Origin of the sequence: Amycolatopsis methanolica 239 (genome assembly GCF_000739085.1) — a bacterium.
Taxonomy (GTDB): Bacteria; Actinomycetota; Actinomycetes; order Mycobacteriales; family Pseudonocardiaceae; genus Amycolatopsis_E; species Amycolatopsis_E methanolica.
In genome coordinates this window covers 626,419-651,035 of sequence record NZ_CP009110.1, presented here as the reverse complement: position 1 = coordinate 651,035, position 24,617 = coordinate 626,419, and the positions used below count along the sequence as shown (strand labels likewise).

At 69.1% G+C, this 24,617-nt stretch carries 25 protein-coding genes and 1 tRNA gene; 3 read left to right on the top strand and 23 right to left on the bottom strand.

What is annotated here, in order from left to right; all coding sequences use genetic code 11:
• Positions 1 to 14: 14 nt before the first annotated feature.
• From rpoB to rplJ, 14 genes are all read right to left on the bottom strand, one after another.
• A complete protein-coding gene (gene rpoB, locus AMETH_RS03205) occupies positions 15 to 3,515 on the bottom strand; it encodes a DNA-directed RNA polymerase subunit beta (protein ID WP_026153756.1) in 3,501 nt (1,166 codons plus the stop codon).
• A 692-nt stretch (positions 3,516 to 4,207) separates the two neighbouring features.
• A complete protein-coding gene (locus tag AMETH_RS03200; RefSeq protein ID WP_017986595.1) occupies positions 4,208 to 5,077 on the bottom strand; it encodes a hypothetical protein in 870 nt (289 codons plus the stop codon).
• A 35-nt stretch (positions 5,078 to 5,112) separates the two neighbouring features.
• Positions 5,113 to 5,700, bottom strand: coding sequence for a hypothetical protein (locus AMETH_RS03195; RefSeq protein ID WP_017986594.1), 588 nt, complete (start codon positions 5,698 to 5,700; stop codon positions 5,113 to 5,115).
• A gap of 36 nt (positions 5,701 to 5,736) precedes the next feature.
• The gene (locus AMETH_RS03190; protein ID WP_017986593.1) at positions 5,737 to 6,996 is read right to left on the bottom strand and encodes an MCE family protein; all 1,260 of its coding nucleotides are present in this window, start codon (positions 6,994 to 6,996) and stop codon (positions 5,737 to 5,739) included.
• A complete protein-coding gene (locus AMETH_RS03185; RefSeq protein WP_017986592.1) occupies positions 6,996 to 8,210 on the bottom strand; it encodes an MCE family protein in 1,215 nt (404 codons plus the stop codon). The genes AMETH_RS03190 and AMETH_RS03185 overlap by 1 nt, the downstream gene beginning before the upstream one ends.
• Entirely contained in the window at positions 8,207 to 9,391 is a 1,185-nt protein-coding gene (locus tag AMETH_RS03180; protein ID WP_017986591.1) for an MCE family protein, read from the bottom strand. Before AMETH_RS03180 ends, AMETH_RS03185 begins: the two co-directional genes overlap by 4 nt.
• On the bottom strand, positions 9,388 to 10,374 hold the full coding sequence (locus AMETH_RS03175; protein WP_026153755.1) for an MCE family protein: 987 nt from the start codon (positions 10,372 to 10,374) through the stop codon (positions 9,388 to 9,390). The genes AMETH_RS03180 and AMETH_RS03175 overlap by 4 nt, the downstream gene beginning before the upstream one ends.
• Positions 10,371 to 11,402, bottom strand: coding sequence for an MCE family protein (locus AMETH_RS03170; RefSeq protein ID WP_017986589.1), 1,032 nt, complete (start codon positions 11,400 to 11,402; stop codon positions 10,371 to 10,373). The genes AMETH_RS03175 and AMETH_RS03170 overlap by 4 nt, the downstream gene beginning before the upstream one ends.
• The gene (locus AMETH_RS03165) at positions 11,399 to 12,733 is read right to left on the bottom strand and encodes an MCE family protein (protein WP_026153754.1); all 1,335 of its coding nucleotides are present in this window, start codon (positions 12,731 to 12,733) and stop codon (positions 11,399 to 11,401) included. Before AMETH_RS03165 ends, AMETH_RS03170 begins: the two co-directional genes overlap by 4 nt.
• Before the next feature lie 7 nt (positions 12,734 to 12,740).
• Positions 12,741 to 13,580: an MlaE family ABC transporter permease gene (locus tag AMETH_RS03160; protein WP_017986587.1), complete on the bottom strand. Its 840-nt coding sequence runs from the start codon at positions 13,578 to 13,580 to the stop codon at positions 12,741 to 12,743.
• 2 nt (positions 13,581 to 13,582) lie between these two features.
• Complete coding sequence (locus AMETH_RS03155) at positions 13,583 to 14,377, bottom strand: MlaE family ABC transporter permease (protein ID WP_017986586.1); 795 nt, start codon at positions 14,375 to 14,377, stop codon at positions 13,583 to 13,585.
• Positions 14,374 to 15,552, bottom strand: coding sequence for an ABC transporter ATP-binding protein (locus AMETH_RS03150; RefSeq protein ID WP_017986585.1), 1,179 nt, complete (start codon positions 15,550 to 15,552; stop codon positions 14,374 to 14,376). The genes AMETH_RS03155 and AMETH_RS03150 overlap by 4 nt, the downstream gene beginning before the upstream one ends.
• Before the next feature lie 187 nt (positions 15,553 to 15,739).
• Entirely contained in the window at positions 15,740 to 16,132 is a 393-nt protein-coding gene (gene rplL / locus AMETH_RS03145; protein ID WP_017986584.1) for a 50S ribosomal protein L7/L12, read from the bottom strand.
• Positions 16,133 to 16,177: 45 nt separating this feature from the next.
• Positions 16,178 to 16,714, bottom strand: coding sequence for a 50S ribosomal protein L10 (gene rplJ / locus AMETH_RS03140; protein ID WP_017986583.1), 537 nt, complete (start codon positions 16,712 to 16,714; stop codon positions 16,178 to 16,180).
• Between the two features lie 300 nt (positions 16,715 to 17,014).
• Here rplJ and AMETH_RS03135 point away from each other — a divergent pair, with 300 nt between their 5' ends.
• A complete protein-coding gene (locus AMETH_RS03135) occupies positions 17,015 to 17,938 on the top strand; it encodes a hypothetical protein (RefSeq protein WP_017986582.1) in 924 nt (307 codons plus the stop codon).
• A 50-nt stretch (positions 17,939 to 17,988) separates the two neighbouring features.
• Here the strand turns inward: AMETH_RS03135 and rplA are convergent, their stop codons facing one another.
• The 5 genes from rplA to AMETH_RS03110 all read right to left on the bottom strand — a co-directional run bounded on the left by rplA (position 17,989) and on the right by AMETH_RS03110 (position 20,730).
• The gene (rplA, locus tag AMETH_RS03130) at positions 17,989 to 18,708 is read right to left on the bottom strand and encodes a 50S ribosomal protein L1 (RefSeq protein WP_017986581.1); all 720 of its coding nucleotides are present in this window, start codon (positions 18,706 to 18,708) and stop codon (positions 17,989 to 17,991) included.
• A gap of 76 nt (positions 18,709 to 18,784) precedes the next feature.
• Positions 18,785 to 19,216, bottom strand: coding sequence for a 50S ribosomal protein L11 (gene rplK, locus AMETH_RS03125; protein ID WP_017986580.1), 432 nt, complete (start codon positions 19,214 to 19,216; stop codon positions 18,785 to 18,787).
• 77 nt (positions 19,217 to 19,293) lie between these two features.
• Entirely contained in the window at positions 19,294 to 20,124 is an 831-nt protein-coding gene (gene nusG / locus AMETH_RS03120) for a transcription termination/antitermination protein NusG (RefSeq protein WP_017986579.1), read from the bottom strand.
• 56 nt (positions 20,125 to 20,180) lie between these two features.
• Positions 20,181 to 20,630, bottom strand: coding sequence for a preprotein translocase subunit SecE (gene secE, locus AMETH_RS03115; protein WP_017986578.1), 450 nt, complete (start codon positions 20,628 to 20,630; stop codon positions 20,181 to 20,183).
• A 27-nt stretch (positions 20,631 to 20,657) separates the two neighbouring features.
• Positions 20,658 to 20,730 (bottom strand) — tRNA-Trp (locus AMETH_RS03110).
• Positions 20,731 to 20,908: 178 nt separating this feature from the next.
• Here AMETH_RS03110 and AMETH_RS03105 point away from each other — a divergent pair.
• Both AMETH_RS03105 and AMETH_RS03100 read left to right on the top strand, forming a co-directional pair.
• On the top strand, positions 20,909 to 22,135 hold the full coding sequence (locus tag AMETH_RS03105; protein ID WP_017986577.1) for a pyridoxal phosphate-dependent aminotransferase: 1,227 nt from the start codon (positions 20,909 to 20,911) through the stop codon (positions 22,133 to 22,135).
• A 76-nt stretch (positions 22,136 to 22,211) separates the two neighbouring features.
• Positions 22,212 to 23,117: an SGNH/GDSL hydrolase family protein gene (locus tag AMETH_RS03100; protein WP_017986576.1), complete on the top strand. Its 906-nt coding sequence runs from the start codon at positions 22,212 to 22,214 to the stop codon at positions 23,115 to 23,117.
• Positions 23,118 to 23,142: 25 nt separating this feature from the next.
• Here the strand turns inward: AMETH_RS03100 and AMETH_RS03095 are convergent, their stop codons facing one another.
• From AMETH_RS03095 to AMETH_RS03080, 4 genes are read right to left on the bottom strand one after another with little or no spacing between them, the layout of a single operon-like run.
• A complete protein-coding gene (locus tag AMETH_RS03095; protein WP_017986575.1) occupies positions 23,143 to 23,442 on the bottom strand; it encodes a type II toxin-antitoxin system PemK/MazF family toxin in 300 nt (99 codons plus the stop codon).
• Positions 23,442 to 23,669, bottom strand: a complete 228-nt coding sequence (locus AMETH_RS03090) for a ribbon-helix-helix domain-containing protein (RefSeq protein ID WP_017986574.1) — start codon at positions 23,667 to 23,669, stop codon at positions 23,442 to 23,444. Before AMETH_RS03090 ends, AMETH_RS03095 begins: the two co-directional genes overlap by 1 nt.
• 29 nt (positions 23,670 to 23,698) lie before the next feature.
• Complete coding sequence (locus tag AMETH_RS03085) at positions 23,699 to 24,094, bottom strand: MaoC family dehydratase (protein WP_017986573.1); 396 nt, start codon at positions 24,092 to 24,094, stop codon at positions 23,699 to 23,701.
• Positions 24,094 to 24,543, bottom strand: coding sequence for a MaoC family dehydratase N-terminal domain-containing protein (locus AMETH_RS03080; RefSeq protein ID WP_026153753.1), 450 nt, complete (start codon positions 24,541 to 24,543; stop codon positions 24,094 to 24,096). The genes AMETH_RS03085 and AMETH_RS03080 overlap by 1 nt, the downstream gene beginning before the upstream one ends.
• Positions 24,544 to 24,617: the final 74 nt, after the last annotated feature.

Genomic DNA, 24,617 nt, shown 5'->3' with positions numbered 1-24,617 from the left:
TCCCGGTCGCTACGTCATTGCACGACGTCGTCCACCGAGGGCGACTCGTTGCGGGACAGGTTGATGCCGAGGTTGGCGGCGGCGCGCTCCAGGTCCTCGTCGTCGGAGTCGCGCATCTCGATCGCCGCGCCGTCGCTGGAGAGGACCTCCACGTTCAGGCACAGCGACTGCAGCTCCTTGAGGAGAACCTTGAACGACTCCGGGATGCCCGGGTCGGGGATGTTCTCGCCCTTGACGATCGCCTCGTACACCTTCACGCGGCCGACCACGTCGTCCGACTTGATCGTCAGCAGCTCCTGCAGCGTGTAGGCCGCGCCGTAGGCCTGCATCGCCCAGCACTCCATCTCACCGAAGCGCTGGCCACCGAACTGCGCCTTACCACCCAGCGGCTGCTGGGTGATCATCGAGTACGGGCCGGTGGAACGGGCGTGGATCTTGTCGTCCACCAGGTGGTGCAGCTTGAGGATGTACATGTAGCCGACGGCCACCGGGTACGGGAACGGCTCGCCGGAACGGCCGTCCAACAGCGTCGCCTTGCCGTTCTCCTTGACCATGCGCTCGCCGTCCCGGTTGGGCCGGGTCGACGCGAGCAGGCCGGTGAGCTCCTCTTCCCGCGCGCCGTCGAACACCGGGGTCGCGGTGTTCGTGCCGGGCTCGACGTCGTAGAGCTCCTCGGAGAGGTTCTGCGCCCACTCCGGGTTGCCCTCGATCTTCCAGCCCTGCGAGGCGAGCCAGCCCAGGTGCAGCTCGAGGATCTGGCCGATGTTCATCCGTCGCGGCACACCGTGGGTGTTCAGGATGATGTCGACCGGGGTGCCGTCCTCCATGAACGGCATGTCCTCGACCGGCAGGATCTTGCCGATGACACCCTTGTTGCCGTGGCGGCCGGCGAGCTTGTCGCCCGGCTGGATCTTCCGCTTCTGCGCGACGTAGACGCGGACGAGCTCGTTCACGCCCGGGGGCAGCTCGTCGTCCTCCTCGCGGGAGAACACGCGGACGCCGATGACCTTGCCGGTCTCGCCGTGCGGCACCTTCAGCGACGTGTCGCGGACCTCGCGGGCCTTCTCGCCGAAGATCGCGCGGAGCAGGCGCTCCTCCGGGGTCAGCTCGGTCTCGCCCTTCGGCGTGACCTTCCCGACCAGGATGTCGCCGTCGCGGACCTCCGCGCCGATGCGCACGATGCCGCGCTCGTCCAGGTCCGCCAGGACCTCCTCGGAGACGTTCGGGATGTCCCGGGTGATCTCCTCGGCGCCGAGCTTGGTGTCGCGGGCGTCGATCTCGTGCTCCTCGATGTGGATTGAGGTGAGCACGTCGTCCTGCACCAGGCGCTCGGAGAGGATGATCGCGTCCTCGTAGTTGTGGCCCTCCCACGGCATGATCGCCACGAGCAGGTTCTTGCCGAGCGCCATCTCGCCCTGGTCGGTGGACGGGCCGTCGGCGATGACCTGGCCGGCCTCGACGCGATCGCCCTCCGACACGATCGGACGGTGGTTGAAGCAGGTGCCCGCGTTGGTGCGGCGGAACTTGTGCAGTCCGTAGCTCTTGCGGGTGCCGTCGTCGTGCATGATCGTCACGAGGTCGGCCGAGAGCTCCTCGACGACACCGGCCTGCTCGGCGACGAGCACGTCACCGGCGTCGACCGCGGCACGCAGCTCCATGCCGGTGCCGACCAGCGGCGACTCGGCGCGCAGCAGCGGCACGGCCTGGCGCTGCATGTTGGCACCCATCAGCGCGCGGTTGGCGTCGTCGTGCTCGAGGAACGGGATCATCGCGGTGGCGACCGACACCATCTGACGCGGCGACACGTCCATGTAGTCGATCTCCAGCGGGTCGAGCAGCTCGACCTCGCCACCCTTGCGTCGACCCAGGACCTGGGCCTCGGCGAAGTGACCGTCCTCGGTCAGCGGCGCGTTGGCCTGCGCCTTGACGTAGCGGTCCTCCTCGTCGGCGGTCAGGTAGTCGACCTGGTCGGTGACCCGGCCCTCGACGACCTTCCGGTACGGCGTCTCGATGAAGCCGAACGGGTTGACCCGCGCGTAGGAGCACAGCGAGCCGATCAGGCCGATGTTCGGGCCTTCCGGCGTCTCGATCGGGCACATGCGGCCGTAGTGCGACGGGTGGACGTCGCGGACCTCCATGCCGGCGCGCTCACGGGACAGACCACCCGGGCCCAGCGCGTTGAGGCGGCGCTTGTGGGTCAGGCCCGACAGCGGGTTGTTCTGGTCCATGAACTGCGACAGCTGCGAGGTGCCGAAGAACTCCTTGATCGCAGCCACCACGGGGCGGATGTTGATCAGGGTCTGCGGCGTGATCGCCTCGACGTCCTGCGTGGTCATCCGCTCGCGGACGACGCGCTCCATGCGGGACAGGCCGACCCGGATCTGGTTCTGGATCAGCTCGCCGACGGTGCGGATGCGGCGGTTGCCGAAGTGGTCGATGTCGTCGACCTCGACCGGGACCTCGTTCTCGCCCTCGCCCATCTTGGTCTCGCCAGCGTGCAGGCGGACCAGGTACTCGATGGTCGAGACGATGTCCTCTTCGGTGAGGGTGCCGGTCTCGTACGGCAGGTTCAGGCCCAGCTTCTTGTTCAGCTTGTAGCGGCCGACCTTGGCCAGGTCGTAGCGCTTCTCCTTGAAGAACAGGTTCTCCAGGAGTGTCTGGGCGCTCTCCTTGGTCGGCGGCTCGCCCGGGCGCAGCTTGCGGTAGATGTCGAGCAGCGCCTCGTCGGTGCCCGCCGTGTGGTCCTTCTCGAGCGTCGCGAGCAGGGTCTCCGAGAAGTGGAACCGCTCGCGGATCTGCTCGGTGGTCCAGCCCAGCGCCTTCAGCAGCACGGTGACCGGCTGGCGGCGCTTGCGGTCGATGCGGACGCCGACGGTGTCGCGCTTGTCCACGTCGAACTCGAGCCACGCGCCGCGGCTCGGGATGATCTTGACGCTGAAGACGTCCTTGTCGGTGGTCTTGTCGACGCTGGTGTCGAAGTAGACGCCGGGCGACCGGACCAGCTGGGACACCACGACACGCTCGGTGCCGTTGATGATGAAGGTGCCCTTCTCGGTCATCACGGGAAAGTCGCCCATGAAGACGGTCTGGGACTTGATCTCGCCGGTGTTGTTGTTGACGAACTCGGCGGTCACGAACAGCGGGGCCGCGTACGTCATGTCCTTGTCCTTGCACTCCTCGACGGAGGCCTTGACCTCGTCGAAGCGCGGGTCGGAGAAGGACAGGGACATCGAACCGGAGAAGTCCTCGATCGGCGAGATCTCGTTGAGGACCTCTTCGAGGCCGCCGACGGGGTTCTCCTCGCCCTCGTTCACGCGGCGCTCGAACCACTTCTCGTCACCGGTGAACCACTGGAAGGACTGGATCTGCACGTCCAGCAGGTTGGGGGTGGGGAGGGGCTCGCGGATCTTCGCGAACGAGACCCGCTTGGGGGCTCCGGGAATTCCCGTCGGGTTCGGCTCCGTTACAGCCGAGGTGGTCGCAGCAGTGGCCTGGTTCGCGGGAGAGACTGCCAAGATGCGTCCTTCCGGGGACAATGAGCGGTGCGCAGCCGCGTTAGCAACAGCTAAAGCGACTGTCAAGGGTGCCGTGTGCCCACTATCCTAGCTTCCGTCTCCGGGCAGCCTGAAAGAGGGCAGCGCAAAGAAGCAGTCTAGCCCGAACGACGCGTTCTGTCGAGGGGGCCTCTCGATGGGGCCCGCACCTCGATCACGACATCCTCAGGCATCGCCTCCCGGCAGACCCTCCCGCAGGGTGCTGCCGTTGGCGATAAGCGTGAACCCCCGGCGCCGAAGAGTCAAGATGCCACGCGGCGAACCCGCCGGTTGGCGCAACGCCATTGCCGTCCGTACACGCCGTCGACCTGGGGATTCGTGCGCGCGGAGGCGCTCCGGGACGGATGCGGCCACCAGGGGTTGCGGGCCGGCTCACGCCGGTCCAAGATCGTCCCCGGGTGCTGTGACGGGGCCCCGCGGAGCGCCGCGGCGGCCCCGGTCCGGCCGTCGCGGCGGGGCGATCGCGGCGGTTTCGAGTGGCGCGCTTCACGCGCGGTGGGTGTTGCGTCGTGCCCCGGCGAGCGGCGGCGGGGTCGGCGCGTCCGCGTGCCATCCCCTGGAGGGGCAGCGAGCCCCTCCAGGGGACCAGCCGGGCAAGGACAGCGGAACGGCCCGCCGGGCCGGGGGCTCGGCGGGCCGTAGTGCCGTTGGGGTCAGCGGGACGGCGCCGGGGGCGGCGTCGGCTGGTCCGCCGCGTACGTGTTGAGGGCGGACACCTTCCACTTCCCGTCGACGTACTGCATGTTCAGCCACAGCTGGGCGCTGCCGCTCGCGGTCTGGTTCTGGTCCGTGCGCGTCGAGGTCTGGTCGACGAACACCATGACCTTCGCGCGGTCCCCGTCGAGCATGATCACCGCGCTGCGGGTCGCCTTCACCGTGACGACGATCTTCTGCTGCGGGGCCAGCCGCTCGACCTCGCCGAAGATGCGGTTGTACGTGGCCTTCACCTCGTCGTTGAGGAGCAGGTCCTTGGCCGCGTCCTGGGTCTTCGCGATGTTGTTGAAGTCGTAGGAGAACAGCGACTCCACGGCGTTCGACGCGGCCTTGCTGACGTCCGCGGTGCGGGCGGTGTCCAGCAGGGCGGTGTTCGAGGTCATCGCGTCGACGCGGTTGCCCTCGATCTTGAACCACACCGCGAACCCGGCCAACACCAGCGCCAGGCCGAACAGCGCGCCGGCCAGGACGTACGGGCTGGTCTTGCGCCGCGAGCGAGGCTCCGCGGGCTCCTCCTCCGCCGCGGCGGCCTCGGCCTCGGCGTAGCTCTCCGGCTTCGGCTCCCCCGCGTCGCGGGCCTTCGGCCGCGGGCTGGGCCGCCGGGGCTCAGCCGGGGCTTCCGCGGCCTCCTCGGGCTCAGCCGAAGCGGGCTCCGCCGGCGCCGAAACCTCCTCGACCTCGGGCGCGCTGACGCCCTCGGTCCCGGGGTACTCCTCGTCGCGGGGCCTCGGCGAGGGGCGCCGGATCCCGGCGCCGGCGACCTTGGGGCGGCGGCGCACCGGCGGCGGCTGCCGGCGAGACGGTGGCATTGACTGGTCCTCTCCTCGTACGCCTGGGGCGACGGTCACTGCCCGCTCACGAGCGGCACCGACCCGATCCCGGACACCTTCCACTCGTCACCGACACGGGTCATCTGCACCTCCAGCCGCAACGGCTTGGCGGCCGGCTGGGCGCCCTCCTGCGCGACCAGCGTGCTGATCGCCGCCAGGAAGCTCGCCTTCCCGCCGTGCAGATCCAGCTCCTCCACCCCGATGTCCTGCACCGTGGTGGTCACCTTGGTCTTGGCGTCGGCCATCGCCTGGCGGTAGTTCTGCTCGCTCGCGGTGATCTGGTCGACCAGGTCCTGGGTCGACACGGCCTTCTGCTGCGCGAAGTAGGCGTCCGGGTTGGTGTAGTCCAGCTCGGTGTACGCCTTGACCGCCGCGGTGCCCGCCTTGACCACGTCGTCGCGCGCCTGGGCGAGCGCCAGGTTGTCGTCGGCGGAGGCGACCCACCACTGGACGCCGAAGATCCCGGCGACGATCAGCGCCGCCGCGGCCAGTGCTGCCGTGCCCAGCACCAGGTAGCGGCCCAGCTTGTCCCCGGCCACCTGGTCCTCGGCAGGCGGATCCGGGAAGCCGGCGTCCTCGGTCCGTGCCTCGTCCGAACTCATAACACTCCAGAGTAGGTAGGTCGGGTGTGGGCGGCGTCAGCCGGGCAGCCCCAGCAGCGCGGTCAGGCTGGTGATCGAGACACCGGGCGAGCCGACGACGCCGGGGGTGCCCCGCATGTACGCCAGCTGCTCCTCGTCCCGCGTCGAGTTCTGCTCCACTTCCTGCGGCGTCGGCGCGACCGGCACCCCGTTGTACGGCGCGTTCTGGGCGCCGCGCACGCCGATCGGACTGCCGGCGGGCTCCGCGCAGTACGAGTTCAGGTTCGGATCGCGCGGGGTCGTCTCCGCGCCCGTGCGGTACTCCTCCGGGCTCATGTAGCCCTTGGTGCACACCGGCGGGTCGAACAGGTTGAGCACGAGCCCGAGGTGCGCGGTGCCGTCGCCGGGCGCCACGCTGCGGGCGCCCACCGCCAGCACCGGGTAGCTGACCAGCACCTGCTGGATGCCGTCCTGCCGGGTCAGCAGCAGGTTCGACGTGGTCAGCAAGTTCGCGGTCAGCTCGCCGAGGCCGGGCCCGAGGTCGGTGACGAACTGGTTGAGTGTCTGCGCCGCGCCGGGGGCGACCTCGATCAGCCGCCGGATGTCGGCGTCGGAGCCCTTCAGAGTCGCCGACAGCTCATTGAGGTTGGCGCTGAACTCCTTCAGGTTGCCTGCCTGCTGGTTCTGCGTCTGGAGCACCCGCTCACCGGAGTCGAGCAGCTGCACGGTCTGCGGCAGGTACTGCTGCGCGGTCGCGGTGAAGTCGCGCGCCGTGTCCAGCAGTTGCTGCAGGTCCGGCCCGGTGCCGTTGAACGCGTTGTAGGACTCGTCGACGACAGTCCGCAGCGCGTCCTTGGGCACCGAGGACGCCAGGCTGTCCAGGTCGGTGATGATCTGGTCGGTGCCGATCGGCACCTGGGCCTTCGCGGCCGGGATCACCGAGCCGCCCGCCAGGTACGGACCGCCGTCGGCGACCGGCCGCAGGTCGACGAACTGCTCACCGACGGCCGACCGGTTCGCGATGACCGCCTCCAGGTTCGCCGGCACCTGCGGGGTGTCCGGCGCGATCTCCAGGTCCGCCTCCAGCCCGTCGGCGGTGAGCCGCAGCTGGCCGACCTTGCCGATGTTGTAGCCGCGGTAGGTGACCTCGGCCCCCGTGAAGATGCCGCCGGACTGAGTCAGCTCGAGCTTGACCGTGTACCCGGTCTGGCCGAACACCTGCCCAAGCCCGGCGAAGCGGACCAGCGCGTACACCACGGCCACCACGGAGATGACCAGGAACGCGATCAGTTGGATCTTGGTCTTGCGGACCAGCATCACGCACCCCCCGCCAGCAGGCCGAAGATGCCCGCGACCCCGGTCTGTTGCGGCTGCGCCCCGGTCGCACCGGTGGCCCCGGCAGCCGCTGCGCTCTGCGACTCGCCCGGCAACGGCAGCGGCGGCGGCTGGTTGGCCTGCTCGCCCTCGACGCCGCCGGTGAGCCCGGCCAGGCTGTCCGGCAGCGCGCCGCCGAGCGGGTTCTGCCTGCTGCGGCTCAGGTTCTGCAGCACGTTCTGCAGGTTCAGGTCGATCTTGGCATAGAGGTTGAAGTAGTCGCCCTTCACGCCGTCGATCGCCGCGTCGGTGAACGGGTAGGTCAGCAGGATCTCCAGCGACTTGGGCAGGTCGGCGCCAGCCTCGCCGAGCTTCTGCAGCGTCGGCAGCAGCGCCCGCAGGTCGGCGACCAGGTTCTCCTGGCTCTTGTTCAGCGTGTCGACGGTGACGCCGGAGAGGTTCCGCAGCGCCTGCAGCATGGTGACCAGCTGGGTGCGCTGCTGCTCCAGGACGCCGATGCCGGGGCCGAGGTCGTCGATCGCGTTGACGATCTGGTCCTTCTGCCCGGCCAGCGTGCTGGCGAGCCGGTTGAGGCCGTCCAGCGCGCGGGTGATGTCGCCGGACTGGGCGTCCAGTGTGGACACCAGCTGGTCGGCGTTGTCCAGCAGGCGCCGGATGTCCGGCTCGCGGCCCTCGGTGGCGGCGTTGAGCTCCTTGGTGATGGTGTTGAGCTGCTCGACCCCACCGCCGTTGAGCAGCATGGACAGCGCGCCGAGCACCTCCTCCACCTCGACGCTGCGGTTGGTGCGCGCCAGCGGGATCTCCGCGCCGTCGGTGAGCGTGCCCTGCGCCAGGTCGTCGCCGGGCGAGGCCAGCTCGACGTACTTCTCGCCGAGGAGGCTGGACTGCCGGATGTTGGCGAGCGAGTTGGCGGGCAGCTTGACGTCGCCGTCGAGCTTCACGGTGACCTCGGCGTGCCAGCCGTCCGGGGTCAGCCCGATCGCCTCGACCCGGCCGACCGGGACCTCGTTGACCTTGACCCCGGCCTGCGGCACGAGATCGAGGACGTCGTTGAACTGGACCTTGACCGTGTACGGGTGGTCGCCGAGGTCGGCGCCACCGGGCAGCGGCACGTCGTAGACGCCGCCGAACGAACAGCCGGACAGGATCAGCGCGCCGGCCACGCCGGCGGCGACGAGCGCGATCGTCTTCCTCACCGCGACGCCCCCGTTCCGTAGACCGTCTGCGCCAGCGGGAGCGGCAACGGCGGCGGCTCGCCGTTCTGCAGCGCGTGCACGGTCTGCGCGACCGACGGCAGCGGCACCGCGCCGTCCAGCAGCGGCGCGACCGAGCTGCACAGGTTGCCGAGCGCGTCCAGCGCGTCCGGGGTCTGCTTGAGCAGGTTGCAGATCATCACGATCGGCGGCTGGGTCAGCTCATTGATGTTGGCCCGCGCGTCGAGCGTGCCCGACGAGCCGTTGTAGGCGTTGATCACGTTGTTCAGGCCCACCGGCGCGACGTCGAGGATCTCGGCGAGCGCACTGCGCTGGTCCACCAGCACCTGGGTCACGCTGGCCAGTTTGTCCACGTTGGACTTCAGGCGGTCGGAGTGGTTGTTGATGAACTGCTGCACCGTGGCGAGCGTGGTGCCGAGCTGCTGCACCGTGGCGGCCAGGTTGTCCTTCTCCCCCGCCAGGTAACCGGAGACGTCGGCGAGCCGCTGCTCGAACTGGCGCACCTGGTTGTCGCTGTTGGCGAGCGTGGTGGTGAAGTCGGCCAGGTTGGAGATCGTGCCGAACAGGTCGTCCTCGTTGCCGGACAACGTCTTCGACGCCTGGCTCAGCTTGGTGATCGTGTCGTGCAGGGCCTGGCCGTTGCCGTCCAGGTTCTGCGCCAGCGTGGTGAGCAGGTCCGACAGCGAGCCGTTCTGGTTGACCCCGTTCGGGCCGAGCGAGCGGCTGATCTTGTCCAGGCTGTCGTAGAGCTGGTCGACCTCGATCGGCACCGCGGTCTTCTCCAGCGGGATGGTGGCGCCCTCGCTGATCACCTCGCCGCCGGTGTAGGCCGGGGCGAGCTGCACGTACCGGTCGCTGACCAGCGACGGCGCGACGATCGCGGCCTGCGCGTCGGCGGGCACCCGCACAGCGCGGTCGTACTCCATCACGACCTTGACCCGGTCGCCCATCGGCTCGACCGAGGTCACCTTGCCCATGTCCACGCCGAGCACCCGCACGCTGTTGCCGACGTAGAGGCCGGTCGCGCTGGTGAAGTAGGCGGTGAGGTGCTTCTTGTCGGCGTCCTTGAGCGTCCACCAGAGCACGCCGGCCACGACGAGACCGAGCACGCACGCCGCGGCAACGCCGCGCGCGAGGGATCGGCCGAAGCGGGTCTCCGTCATTTCTGGTTGCACCCCTCTTCGTTCAGGGCGCCGATCGAAGGCAGGATCAGACCGCAGATGTAGTTGTCGAACCAGTGCCCGTTGCCGACGGTGTTGGTGAACACGCGGATGTAGGGCGCGAACCGGGCGATGCCCTGCGCCAGGTTGTCCTGGTTGCGCTGCAGCATCGCGGTGAGCTGGTCCAGCGAGGTCAGCACCGGCGTCAGCTGGGCGTCGTTGTCGCTCACCAGGCCCTGCAGCTGCCGGGACAGCTCCTGCGAGCCGGCCAGCAGCGTGGAGATCGCCTGCTCACGTGCCGCGACCTCCTGCAGCACCAGGTTGCCGTCCTGCAGCAGCCGGGTCAGCTGCTGGTCACGGTCGGCCAGCGTCTGCGAGATCTGGTTGGTGTTCTGCAGCAACTGCGCCAGCTCGGTGTCCCGCTTGGCGATCGTGTCGGACAGCTGCGACAGACCGTTGAGCGCGCCGCGCACGTTGTCGGAGGTGCCGGACAGCGTCTGGGACAGCACGTCGAAGGATTGGGCCAGCTGGTCCGTGTCGATGTCGTTGACCGTCGACGACAGGTCCCGGAACGCGTCCAGCACGTCGTAGGGCGCCAGCGTCCGTTCCTTCGGGATCGGCGTGCCCGGGTCGAGCGCCTTCTCCCCGACCGGGTCGAGCGCGAGGTACTTCTGGCCGAGCAGCGTCTTGATCTTGATCGCCGCCGCGGTCTTGTCGCCGAGCCAGGTGTCCTTGACCTTGAACGTCACCTTCACCGACGCGCCGTCCAGCGTCACGTCGGTGACCTTGCCGACCTTCACGCCGGCCACCCGCACCTCGTCGTCCGCCTTCAGGCCGGCCGCCTCGGTGAACTCCGCCTCGTAGCTGGTCCCGGCGCCGATGATCGGCAGGTCGTCGGCGTTGAGCGCGGCGATGAAGCCCAGCAGCATCAGCACGAGGCCGACAGCCGCGATGGGCACCGGGTTGCGCGACTGGAAGCTCCTCATGATCCGCACCGCGCCTGGGTCGCCGGCATGATCGGGAGGTTGATCTCCTGGTTGATCAGCGGCGGCAGCGACACGCTCCCGCTCGCCGAGCAGAGGTAGAAGTTGAACCAGGAGCCGTAGTCGGCCGTGCGCGCCAGCGCCGTGACCTTCTCCGGCAGGACCTGGATGAAGTGCTCCACCACTGGCTCGCTGTCGTTGAGGTTCTGGGCGAGCCCGCCTAGCGCCGAGATGTCGTTCTTGAGCGGTTCGCGCGCCTCGTCGAGGAAGCCCGCGGTCGTGTTGGCCAGCCCGCCGAGCGCGTCGATCGCGTCACCGATCGAGTCGCGGTCCTGGGCCAGGCCGGTGGTGAGCTGCTGCAGCTTGTCGATCAGGTCGGTCAGCTGCGGGGTGTGCGCGTTGACCGCGTCCAGCACCGTGTTCAGGTTGGTCACCACCTGGCCGATCACCTGGTCCTTCTGCGCGATCGTGCTGGTCAGCGACGCGGTGTGGGCGAGCAGGCTGTCGATCGTGCCGCCCTCGCCCTGCAGGACCTGGATCAGCTCGTAGGACAGCTTGTTGACGTCCTCCGGGTTGAGCGCGCGGAACAGCGGCTTGAACCCGTTGAACAGCTCGTCCAGGTCGAGCGCGGGCGTGGTGCGCTCCAGCGGGATCGTGCTGCCCGGCTTGAGCGTCCCCTTGTCGTCCCCGGTGCCCTGGCCGAGCGAGAGGTACCGCTGGCCGACCAGGTTGCGGTACTTGATCTGCACCGTCACCCCGGCCGGCAGGGTGCGGCCCTGGTCGACCTCGAAGTCGATCTGCGCCTGGCGCCGGTCGACGATCTTGACGTCGGTGACCTGCCCGACCTTCACACCCGCGATGCGGACGTCGTCGCCGGGCAGCACCAGCGTCGCGTCGGTGAAGCGGGCGCTGTAGCCGGTGGTGTCCTGGGTGTTGATGTTGGCGATGCTGATGCCGAGGATCGCCGTGAACAGCACGGTGATCACGATGAAGATGGTCAGCTTGACCAGCGGCGCGACCAGTCCCCTCACTTGACCGTCACCTCCGCACCCCGGTAGAGGGGGCCCACGAGCAGGCCGGACCAGCCCGGCATGGCCGCCGGGTCGAGGCCGACCTGCGGGCCGACGAGCTGGGACAGGAAGTCGAGTTCGGCCCGGCCGTTGGCCGGGTTGCCGCCAGCCGCGCCGCCGCCGTTGTAGCCGCCGGCGTCGGCGATGGTGTTGGCCGGGACGAGACCGTCACTGGCCGGACGCGAGCCCGGCGTCGGCTGGGCGCCGTCCTTGATCGGGCCCTCCGGCGGGTACTGCGGGAACGGCTGCGGGAAGTCCTTGACGTTGTAGCAGCGCGGGCCCCGCTTGTCCTCGAAGCGCGGCTCGTCGCGGCCCGCCACGTACGGCCCGCGGGTGGTGACGATCTCGATCGTGGCGTGCAGGCCCGGTTGGTTCGTGCCCTTGCCCAGCGCCTCGTCCACGTAGGGCACCAGCTCGGCCATCGAGCCGAACAGGCACGGGTACTCCGGCGCGTACTTCGCCAGCAGCTCGGCCGTCGGGCGGGAGTTCTCGGCGAGGCTGATCAGGTTGCTCGCGTTCGCGCTCACGAACGATTCCAGGGTCTGCGACGCGGCCGTCACGTTGGCGTAGAGGGCCTGCAGGTTCTGCTGCTCGTCGAACACCGTCTTCGTCGTGGTCGACAGGTTGTCCAGCGTCTGCACCAGGTCCGGCGCGGCGTCGCTGAGGTTGTCCGAGAACTTCGCCAGCTCGCGCAGGTTCTCCTGGAGCTGCGGCAGGTGCGGGTTCAGGTCGCCGAAGTAGGTGCCCAGCTCCGACAGGGTCTGCCCGAGCGTCTCGCCGCGGCCCTGCAGGGCGGTCGAGATGGCGGTCAGCGTGGTGGACAGCTTCTCCGGCTGCACGGCCTGCAGCACCGGCAGCAGGTTGTCCAGCGCCTGCGACAGCTGGACCGCGTTCTGCGTGCGGTCCTGCGGGATCACGTCACCGGCGGCGAGCGTCCGCGCCGACGGCTGCTCCGGGATCTCCAGCGACACGTACCGCTCGCCGAACAGCGTTTTCGGCAGGAACCGGGCGCTGACGTTCTCCGGGATCAGCTTCGCCGACTCCGGGTCCAGGGCCAGCGTCAGCGTGGCGCCCTCGGCGCTCGCGTCGATCGACTTGACAGACCCGACGATCAGCCCGCGCACCTTCACGTCGGACTGCGGCAGCAGCTGGTTGCCGACCTCGCCCGCCTGCAGCTTCACCTCGACGGTCGGCGTGAACGCCCGGTTGTACATGGCGATCGACAGCGTGACACCGGCCGCGAGCACCACGATCAGGAGCAGGCCGAGCAGCCTGCGGCGCAAGGTCACCACAGTGATGTCACCCCGCGATCCGGACCGTCACCGAGGTCCCCCAGATGGCGAACCCGATGAAGAAGTTGATGATGGCGACCGTGACGATGCTCAGCCGCACCGCGCGGCCCACCGCCACACCCACGCCCGCCGGGCCGCCGGAGGCGCGGTACCCGAAGTAGCAGTGGGTCAGGATGATCACGACGCTGAATATCAGCACCTTGATGAACGAGTAGAAGACGTCCTCGGGAGGTAAGAACAGATTGAAGTAGTGGTCGTACGTCCCTTCGGACTGCCCGTAGATGTAGATGACCACCAGCCGCGACGCCAGGTACGACGACAGCAGGCCGATCACGTACAGCGGGATGACCGCGACGAACCCGGCGATGATCCGCGTGGTCACCAGGTACGGCAGGCTCGGCACGCCCATCACCTCGAGCGCGTCGATCTCCTCCGAGATCCGCATCGCGCCCAGCTGCGCGGTGAACCCGGCGCCGACGGTCGCCGACAACGCGAGGCCTGCGACCAGCGGGGCGATCTCGCGGGTGTTGAAGAACGCGGTCAGGAAGCCGGTGAACGCCGACGTGCCGATCGAGTTCAGGGCCGAATAGCCCTGGAGGCCGACGAGGACACCCGTGAACAGGGTGAGGCCGATCATCACGCCGACCGTGCCGCCGATGACCGCGAGCGAGCCCGACCCGAAGCTGACCTCGGCCAGCAGCCGCAGCACTTCCTTGGTGTAGCGGCGGATCGTGCGCGGCGTCCACGCCAGCGCCCGGATGTAGAACGACATCTGGTCGCCGAAGTTGTCCAGCACCTCGAGTGGACGGTGGGCGATCCGCTTCGCCGTCTGACCGATGTTCGCCATGATCAGCTCAGCTTTCCGGGGACGATCTGCAGGTAGATGAGCGTGATCACGAAGTTCACGACGAAGAGCAGCAGGAACGTGATGACGACGGACTGGTTCACCGCGTCACCGACGCCCTTCGGGCCGCCTGCGGGGTTCAGCCCGCGGTAGGCGGCGACCACGGCGGCGATGAAGCCGAAGATGAGCGCCTTGATCTCGCCCACCCACAGGTCGGGCAGCTGCGCCAGCGCCGAGAAGCTCGCCAGGTACGCGCCCGGCGTGCCGCCCTGCAGCACCACGTTGAAAAAGTAGCCGCCGAGCACGCCGATGACGCTGACCATGCCGTTGAGCAGCAACGCGACGAGCATCGACGCGAGCACGCGCGGCACGATCAGCCGCTGCACCGCGGAGACGCCGAGCACCTCCATCGCGTCGATCTCCTCGCGGATCGTGCGCGCGCCGATGTCCGCGCAGATCGCGCTGCCGCCCGCGCCCGCGACGAGCAGCGCGGTCACCAGCGGGGCGGCCTGCTGCACGGTCGCGAGCACGCTGCCGGCGCCGGTGTAGGACTGCGCGCCGAGCTGGCGCGCGAGGGACCCGAACTGCAGCGAGATGACCGCGCCGAACGGGATCGCGACGAGGGCCGTAGGCAGGATCGTGACGCTCGCGATGAACCACGACTGCTGGATGAACTCCCGCAACTGGAACGGCCGCTGGAAGAACCCGCGGATGATGTCCAGCCCGAGGGCGAACAACTTCCCGGTCTCACGCAGCATTCCGATCCCGGGAACCTTGGCCGAGGAGGCCGTCGAGCTCATGCCTCACCGGCCCCCGGGCCACGGAACCGGTCGGTGGTCTCGGTTCTGCTGGGCCACCCGGACTGCGGCATGCGCGCGATTTCCTCGTCGGAGAGCTGGCCCTGGTGGTGGGTGGGCAGCGGCATGGTTTGGGCGGCGGCGTGGCGGCTGCCGGTGTGCACCGCGCGGCGGGGCGTGACGCCGTAGTGGCGCTGCTCCTCCGGGGACAGGGACTCGATGATCCCCTCCTGCGCGGCGGGCGGCAGCGTGTGCAGGATCTTCATGACGCGGTCCTTGCGGCGGATCGCGCCCTGCCGGGTCGGCACGCCCGGGGTCGGCTGCATCTGGGCCGGGATGCCGGTGACGTCCTCGACCCCGCCCGCGTGGTGGCCTGCCTCGAACATGGCGCGCTCGGCGGCCATCTGGGCGGTGTCCTTCTCCTCGGACATGCCGATCGGGCCGTCCATGCGGCCGCCCAGGAACTGCTTGACGACCGGCTCCTCGCTGGTCAGCAGCACCTCGCGGGGGCCGAACATGACCAGCTCCTTGCGGAACAGCATGCCCAGGTTGTCCGGCACCGTGCGGGCCAGGTTGATGTTGTGCGTGACGATCAGGAACGTCGCGTCGATCTGCGCGTTGACGTCGATGAACAGCTGCGAGATGTAGGTGGTGCGGACCGGGTCCAGACCGGAGTCCGGCTCGTCGACCAGGATGATCTCCGGGTCCAGCACCAGGGCGCGGGCCAGGCCGGCGCGCTTGCGCATACCGCCGGAGATCTCGCCGGGCAGCTTCTTCTCGGCGCCGGCCAGACCGGTCATCTCGAGCTTTTCCAGGACGATCCGGCGGATCTCGGTCTCGGATTTCTTGGTGTGCTCGCGGAGCGGGAACGCGACGTTGTCGTAGAGGTTCATGGAACCGAACAGCGCGCCGTCCTGGAACAGCACTCCGAACAATTTTCGCGTTTCGTAGAGCTTGTGCTCGCTGCACCGCACGATGTCGACACCGTTGATCATGCAGCTGCCCCGGTCGGGCTTGAGCAGCCCGATCATGGACTTCAGGAACACCGACTTGCCGGTGCCCGACGGGCCCAGCATGACCGACACCTCGCCCGGAGGCAGTGTCAAGGTCACGTCCCGCCAAATGGTCTGCCGCCCGAAGGACTTGGTCAGACCCTCGATGACCACCTCGGCACCCATCGAACCTCCCGCAGCTCCGACGCCGTGGATCAACACCCTGGCACACGCCTGCCCGGCGTCAACAAGGTGCAACGAGTCAAGTCTCGAGCAGGTTACTCATGAGTTTTTCAAGCCACAATCCAGGTGAAGAGAAAAAGGCGGGCCACCCGCCGGGTGACCCGCCTTTTTCGAGATGCGGAATTCGCGACTACTTGACGCTGACCTTGGCGCCGGCAGCCTCGAGCTTCTCCTTGGCCGCGTTGGCGGCGTCCTTGTCGACCTTCTCCAGGAGCGGCTTCGGGGCGCCCTCGACGAGCTCCTTGGCCTCCTTCAGGCCCAGGCCGGAGACGACCTCGCGGACGACCTTGATGACCTGGATCTTCTTGTCGCCGGCACCCTCGAGGATGACGTCGAACTCGTCCTTCTCCTCCTCGGCCGGGGCGCCGGCAGCGGCGGCACCCGGGGCGGCGGCCGCGACGGCGACCGGCGCGGCGGCGGTGACGTCGAAGGTCTCCTCGAACTTCTTCACGAAGTCCGAGAGCTCCAGCAGGGTCAGCTCCTTGAACGCGTCGAGCAGTTCGTCGGTGCTCAGCTTCGCCATGTTGGCGTTCCTTTCCTAACGGGTGGTACGGGGCGGGTGGTTACTTCAGCTCTCGGCGGGTGCCTCGTCGCCCTGCTGCTTGTCCGCGAGGGCCTGCGCGAGGCGGGCGACCTGGGACGCCGGGGCCTGGAACAGAGCCGCGGCCTGGGACAGCTTGGCCTTGAACGCGCCTGCCGCCTTGGCGAGGAGAACCTCGCGGCTGTCGAGGTCGGCGATCTGGTTGACCTCGTCGACGGACAGCGGGCGGCCGTCCATGTAGCCACCCTTGATGACCAGGGCGGCGTTGTCCTTGGCGAAGTTCTTCAGGGCCTTCGCGGCGTCGACCGGCTCACCCTGCACGAAGGCGATCGCGGTCGGGCCGACGAAGAGATCCTGGAGACCCTCGATGCCGGCCTCTTCCGCGGCCCGCTGCACGAGGGTGTTCTTCGCAACCCGGTACTTGGCACTGGTGCCGAGAGCGCGGCGCAGCTCGCTGAGCTGGGACACGGAGAGGCCGTTGTACTGGGTGATGACGGTGGCCGAGCTGCTGCGGAAGTGGTCCGCGATCTCGGCGACGGCCGCCACCTTGTCCGGCTTCGCCATGGGTCGCCTCCTCTCTTGGCTGGTTTGACCGCCTTGTGCGAGGAGTCCCGGGAAGAAGAAAACGCCCACGCGCAGCAAGCACGGGGCGTCGGACACACCGGAGGTGTGCAGCCTCGTTCTTCCTGCGCGGGCCGCCCCTCCTGTTCCGGGGCACTTCGCTTCGCGCCTGACGGCGTGAAGAACCAGCGGTCTTCGGTAGAACCGTCGTCCATAGTACCTGGCCTGGGCGGGCGGCTTGCCGGCACCCTGGTTACGCGGTCCGTGATGACTCGGCCACCCCGTGGCAGGCATCATGGGCGCGTGGTGGAGCAGCGACCAGGCCAACAGCCCGACGACGAGCCGACCCCGCTCGGCGGACAGCCCCCGCCCGGTGGCGCGGTCAAGCCCGCCGCACCCCAGCTCGACCCCGAGCAGCTGCGCCAGTTCCAGCAGTTCCAGCAGTTCCAGGACTTCCTCCGCTACACCGAAGCGCAGCGGCAGAGCAACGGAGAGCTGGTGCCAACGCAGAACGCGCCGGTGCAGAGCGCCCCCGGGTACGGCCCGGCGCAGAACGCGCCCGCGCCTGGCCCACCCACGCAGGCGGGGCACGGCGGCCCGCCGGTGCCACCTCCGCCGTACGGCCAGCTCCAGCCACTCCCCCAACCCGGCCCGAAGATCAGGGCGCCGAAGTGGGCGAAGCGACTGGCCGGGAAGCTGCTGTCCGCGCTGCTGTTCCTGATCGTCCTGATCGTCGCCGGCAAGCTGGCGTACAACCACTTCTTTCCCAGCCAGGACGAGGACAGGCCGGCCTCCGAAACCGGCGGGGGGCAGTGGCGCACGAACAAGATCTTCTCGACCTCTCCGTACGAGGCGATCCGCATGGTCTACGCCCAGATCGCCCAGAACCGGCCCGACCTCGCGTGTGGTTCGTTCGACACCCCGATCCAGCAGAAGTTCGCGGAGGACCTCGGGTACCCCGACTGCCAGCAGGCCGTGTTCGCGTTGAAGGCCCAGGTCACCAACATCAACAGCTACGCCGAGTCGATACCCAGCTCGGTCTCGGAACCACCGCCGGGCGACACGCTGGTGATCGACTCGTGCCGGTTCCCGATCCAGGGCGGGCCTGCCCTCGGCACCTTCACCGTGCAGCGCGTCGAAAAGGGTCAGTGGCTGATCACCGGCCACGAGGCGGGCCGGAGCACCTGTCCGCCCCCGAGCACGGCGGGCACTCCCACCAGCCGGTAACGAGAAGGGCCCCGGCGCAGCAGTGCCGGGGCCCTTCGCTCGAACTAGCGTCAGACGGTCGCGTCCTCGGCGAGGAGGTTGCGCGTCCGGGCGGGGTCGACCGGGATGCCGCGCCCCATGGTGGTCGAGATGACCACCTTCTTGATGTAGCGGCCCTTCGCGGCGGACGGCTTCGCCCGCAGGATCTCGTCCAGGGCGGCCGCGTAGTTCTCAACCAGCTTCTCGGCGTCGAACGACGACTTGCCGATCACCAGGTGCAGGTTGGCCTGCTTGTCGACGCGGAAGTCGATCTTGCCACCCTTGATCTCGGTGACCGCCTTCGCCACGTCGGGCGTCACGGTGCCGCTCTTCGGGTTCGGCATCAGGCCACGCGGGCCCAGGATGCGGGCGATGCGCCCGACCTTCGCCATCTGGTCCGGCGTCGCGACAGCGGCGTCGAAGTCGAGCCAGCCACCCTGGATTCGCTCGATCAGGTCGTCGCTGCCGACGGCGTCCGCACCGGCGGCCTCGGCCTGCGCGGCCTTGTCGCCGACGGCGAACGCGATGACGCGGACGGTCTTACCGGTACCGTGCGGCAGGTTCACGGTGCCGCGGACCATCTGGTCGGCCTTGCGGGGGTCGACGCCGAGGCGCATCGCGACCTCGACCGTCTCGTCCATCTTGGACTTGGAGAGCTCCTTCGCCAGCTTGACGGCCTCGAGCGGGGCGTAGAGCCGCTCGCGGTCGATCTGCTCAGCCGTCTGGCGGTAAGCCTTGCTGCGCTTTGCCATGTCTGTCCTTAGCTAGAAAGTGGATCAGTTGTGGTACGAGCCAGCGCCTGGCTCTCCCACTGCAGTCCCGGAGGACTTATTCGACCGTGATGCCCATCGACCGGGCGGTGCCGGCGATGATCTTCGCCGCCTGCTCGATGTCGTTGGCGTTCAGGTCCGACTTCTTGGTCTCGGCGATCTCGCGCACCTGGTCCCAGGTCACCTTGGCGACCTTGGTCTTGTGCGGCTCGGCCGAGCCCTTGTCGATGCCCGCGGCCTTCAGCAGCAGCCGAGCGGCCGGCGGCGTCTTCAGCTTGAAGTCGAACGACCGGTCTTCGTACACGGAGATCTCGACCGGCACCACGTTGCCGCGCTGCGACTCGGTCGCGGCGTTGTAGGCCTTGCAGAACTCCATGATGTTGACGCCGTGCTGACCCAGCGCGGGGCCGACCGGCGGAGCCGGGTTCGCGGCACCCGCCTGAATCTGCAGCTTGATGATCGCTGCAAGCTTCTTCTTCTTGGGTGGCATTCCTAGTTCCTATTCAGTACCGAGTACCCCGCGCGCCTGCCTGCGCGCGAGGGCCAACGATCCAGTGTACTGGGTCGTCAGATCTTGGAGACCTGGTTGAACGACAGCTCGACCGGCGTCTCGCGGCCGAAGATCGAAACCAGGACCTTCAACTTCTGCGCGTCCGCGTTGACCTCGCTGATCGTCGCGGGCAGCGTCGCGAACGGGCCGTCCATGACGGTGACCGACTCGCCCACCTCGAAGTCGACCTCGACCGCGGGCGCGCCCAGCGCGGCCTCCGCCGAGGCGGCCTCGCCCTTGGCCTTCGCCGGGGCGGGCTTTTCGACCTTCGGGGCCAGGAACTTCAGCACGTCGTCGATGCTCAGCGGCGACGGCTTCGAGGTCGCGCCGACGAACCCGGTGACTCCCGGCGTGTTGCGCACCGCGCTCCACGAGGCGTCGTTCAGCTCCATCCGGACCAGGATGTAGCCGGGCAGCACCTTCTGCTGCACGACCTTGCGCTGGCCGTTCTTGATCTGCGTGACCTCTTCGGTCGGGACCTCGATCTGGAAGATGTAGTCCTCGACGTCCAGCGTCTGGGTACGGGTCTCGAGGTTGTTCTTGACCTTGTTCTCGTACCCTGCGTAGGAGTGCACGACGTACCAGTCGCCCGGGAGCGAGCGCAGCTCCTTGCGCAGCTTCTCGACCGGGTCCTCGTCGCCGTCCTCGGCGGGCGCGGCCTCGGCGGCCGGCTCGGCCGCCTCGTCGTCCGCCTGCTTGTCGTCGGCCGCGGCCTCTTCCGGCTCGGCGTCGAGTTCGGCGACCGCGCCCTCGGCGTCCTGGTCGGACTCGACGGCCTCGTCCTCAGCCACCGCCTCGACCGGCTCGTCGTACTCGTCGCCGGCTGCGACGCCGTTCTCGGAGGTCACGTTCCGTCCTCTCACTTGATCGCTTGTCGTGTCCGTGCCGGCCCGCGGGGACGCGCTCAGCCGAACAGCCAGAACACGCCCTTGCGGAACGCGAAGTCCAGCAACGAGACCAGCGCGACCATGAAGGCCACGAAGACCAGCACGACCGTGGTGTAGGTGACCATCTGCTTGCGCGTCGGCCAGATGACCTTGCGCAGCTCGGCCCACACCTCGCGGATGAACCGCACCAGCCTCGCGAACAGCGACGGCTTCTTGTCCTTGCGGGTCCGCTTCGGGGTCGCGCGACCCTTCTTGACCTCGCCCGCCTTGGCCTTGCCGTCGGGGACCGGGCTCGCGGCCGAAGCCTTGCCCGACGGACGCGCCCTGTCGCCGTCCTTGGCCGCCTTGCCGGCAGGGCGCGCGGAGGCGCGACGTTCGCGCCGCGCCGCAGCCGTGACCGGACGCGCAGCCCGCTTGGGCTCCTGCTCCTGGCCCTTGCCGCCGGCGTCGTTGTCGCTCACGACCACTCCTCCGCTAAGGCACCTACATCGACGCAGGGGTGACAGGACTTGAACCTGCAACCTGCGGTTTTGGAGACCGCTGCTCTGCCAATTGAGCTACACCCCTTCGAGCAATCCAGCCGCTCGCTGGACGCCCTTGACCCTCCCCGCATGCCCTGCGGGGTCAGGCTCCGGACGTTCCAAGTTCGGAAGTCTACGGCAAGCCCGGAAGGGGCCCGCAACCGAGGGGCGCAGAACGGCTCCCGCGTGCTCCTCGACACACGCGACGTGCGAACATGAAAGCCATGAGCGCACCCGCAACCGTCACCGCCAGCTCCCGCATTTCGGCCCGGATCGCCGGCATCACGCCGTCGGCCACCCTCGCCGTCGACGCGAAGGCGAAGGAGCTGAAGGCGCAGGGCCGCCCGGTGATCGGCTTCGGTGCGGGGCAGCCGGACTTCCCGACGCCCGACTACGTCGTCGAGGCGGCCGCGAAGGCCGTCCACGACCGGGCCAACCACGGTTACACCGCGGCCGGTGGCCTGCCCGTGCTGAAGGAGGCCATCGCGGCGAAGACGCTGCGCGACACCGGCTTCGCCATCGAGCCCAGCCAGGTCCTGGTCACCAACGGCGGCAAGCAGGCCGTCTACTCCGCCTTCGCCACGCTGTGCGACCCGGGCGACGAGGTCCTGCTGCTCGCGCCGTACTGGACCACCTACCCCGAGTCGATCAAGCTCGCCGGCGGGGTGCCGGTGCAGGTCACCGCCGACGAGTCGACCGGCTACCGGGTCACCGTCGAGCAGCTGGAGGCCGCGCGCACCGACCGCACCAAGGTGCTGCTGTTCAACTCGCCGTCCAACCCGACCGGCGCGGTCTACAGCCGCGAGCAGATCGAGGCCATCGGCAAGTGGGCCCTCGAGCACGGCATCTGGGTGATCACCGACGAGATCTACGAGCACCTGACCTACGACGGCGTGGAGAACCACTCGATGCCGGTCGTGGTGCCCGAGCTGGCCGACCAGACCCTGGTGCTGAACGGCGTCGCCAAGACCTACTCGATGACCGGCTGGCGCGTGGGCTGGATCGCCGGCCCCAAGGACGTGATCAAGGCCGCGACGAGCTACCAGTCCCACCTGTGCGGCAACGTGTCGAACGTCGCACAGCGGGCCGCGCTGGCCGCCGTCGCGGGGCCGCTGGACGTGGTCGCCGAGATGCGCGCCGCGTTCGACGCGCGCCGCAAGAAGATCGTCTCACTGCTCTCCGACATCCCGGGCGTCACCTGCCCGACCCCGGAGGGCGCGTTCTACGCGTACCCGTCGTTCAAGGAGCTCCTCGGCAAGGAGATCCGCGGCGAGAAGCCGGCCGACACGCTGGAGCTGGCCGACCTGATGCTGCGCGAGGCCGACGTGGCCGCGGTGCCGGGCGAGGCGTTCGGGACGCCGGGCTACTTCCGGTTCTCCTACGCGCTGGCCGAGTCGGACCTGGTGGAGGGCGTGGAGCGGATCGCGGCCCTGCTGTCCGAAGCGAAGTAACCCGATCGCGTCAACCGAAGCGCCACTTCCGCATGCCGGAAGTGGCGCTTCGGCGTTTTCGGGGTAGCCGTAGCGGGTGGGGAAGAAGGTGCTGATCGGGGTGGTGGTGGCCGCGCTCGTCGGGGCGGCGACCGCCGGTGTCGTGTACTGGCGCAGCGAGCGCGGCGAGTCCGCCGCGCCGCCGAAGCCCCCTGGTTCGGTGATCGGCCCCGGCACCGGCCGGTACGTCGCGCTGGGCGACTCCTACACGTCGGCGCCGAGAACCGGAGCGCCGGCCGGCGTGCCGCCGGGCTGCGGGCGGTCGGACAACAACTACCCGCACCTCGTCGCCGCCGAGCTGCGGCTGGTCTCGTTCGCCGACGTCAGCTGCGGCGGCGCGACGACGCAGCACCTGTCGGAGCCGCAGACCACGCCGGACGGGGTCAACCCGCCGCAGCTGGACGCCGTCACCCCGGACACGACGCTGGTGACGCTCGGGATCGGCGGCAACGACATCGGGCTGGTAAGCCTCGCCCGCGACTGCCTCACGACCAACCGCACGGTGTCGCTGTGCAAGCCGCGGCTGACCGCCGGCGGGCGGGACCAGCTGGCGGAGCGGATCACGGCGACGGCGACGAAGGTGCGGACCGCGCTGACCGCGATCCACGAGCGGGCGCCGCGGGCGCAGGTGATCGTGGTGGGCTACCCGACGGCGCTGCCGGACGGGAACGGGTGCTGGCCGTTCCTGCCCATCGGACCCGAGGACGTGGCCTACCTGCGGACCTCGCTCGCCCGGCTGAACTCGATGCTGGCCACCGAGGCGAAGGCGGGCCAAGCCGGATACGCGGACACGGCGACGCCGTCCAAGGGGAAGGACATGTGCGCCAAGGCGCGGGTCAAGTGGGTCGAGGACGCGGTGCCGTCCTCGCCGGCGATGGAGCTGCATCCCAACGCGGTTGGGGAACGTGGGATGGCGGACGTGGTGCTCGATCTGGTGGATTGACGCGGCGTCGGTTCGCCGCGCGTCCTCAGTCGAGGTCGAAGGCGAGGCGAATCGCTTCCGTCAGCTCGCGCTCCTGGTCCGGCATCAGGCGGCCGATCTGCTTGCCCAGCGCCGACTTGCGGATCGTCTGGATGTTGTCGCAGCTGACGACGCTCTCGTGGTCCAGGCCGTTGCGGCCGCCGACCCGCACCTCAGTCGACAGGCCGCGGATCGTGCTCGTCACCGGGGCGATCGTGACGCGGGTCAGGTGCGGGCGGATCAGTTCGCGGGTCAGCACCAGCACCGGCCGGACCTTGTCGAGCCGGGCCAGGTGGATCGGGCGCATCAGTCCAGGTCGTCCAGCGGGGCGGCGTGCTCCTCGATCCCGGCGAGATCGTCCGGCACGCCGCCCGTCAGCAGGGCGATGTCGCGCTCCGTCAGCAGGCGCCGGCGCTCCCGTTCCAGGGCGCGGAACACCAGCTCGGCACGGCTCGCGGCGCCGCCCTCCTCCACCACGTGGTCGATGAAGGACACCAGGTCGTCGGGGAGACGGACGGCGATCTGCTTCGTCATACCACTACGGTACCAGTTTGGGATGCACGTCAGCGGACGACGGCCTGCGCCTTCCCGAGCACCGTCCTGCCGTCGAACTTGGCCGTGATGTCCACGCGGGCGGTGCCGTCCTCGCGGACCTCCGCGACCTTGCCGGTGAACTCGACGTCCGCTCCCTCCGGCGAGACCACGACGGGCCTGGTGAAGCGGACGCTGTACTCGACCAGCTTGCCCGGGTCGCCGAGCCAGTCCGTGACGAGACGGCCGCCCAGCGCCATCGTCAGCATCCCGTGCGCGATCACGTCCGGGAGCCCGACCTCCTTGGCGAACCGCTCGTTCCAGTGGATCGGGTTGAAGTCCAGCGACGCGCCCGCGTACCGGACCAGCTGGTCGCGCGTGACGTGCACCTGCAGCGGCGGCAGCTCGGTGCCCTTTTCGTACGCCATCAGGCCCCCTCTCCCCGCACGACGAGCTGCGCGCGCGTCGTGCACACGAGCTGACCGTCGGCGTCGACGACCTCGCCGCGCACGGTCAGGAAGTCGTTGCCCGCCCTGGCCATGATGTCCTCGACCGTCGTGGTGATGCGGAGCCGGTCGCCGGCGTGCACCGGGCGCGTGTAGCTGAAGGCCTGGTCACCGTGCACCATCCGGCTGTAGTCCAGCCCCAGCTCCGGGTCCTCGGCGATGGCGTTGATCGCGTCGAGGTTGATCACCGTGAGGAAGGTGGGCGGCGCGATGACGTCCGGGTAGCCGGCCGCGCGGGCCGCCTCCGGGTCCGTGTAGAGCGGGTTGGCGTCACCGATCGCGGCGGCGAACTCGCGGATCTTCTCGCGGCCGACTTCGTAGGTTGAGTCCGGCGGGTACGTCCGCCCGACGAACGAGGGGTCCAAAGGCACCCGAGCAGCCTACCCACCGCCCGCGCGCGCCCGGAAAGCGCGAAGGCCGCCCCGGTGGTCCGGGGCGGCCTTCG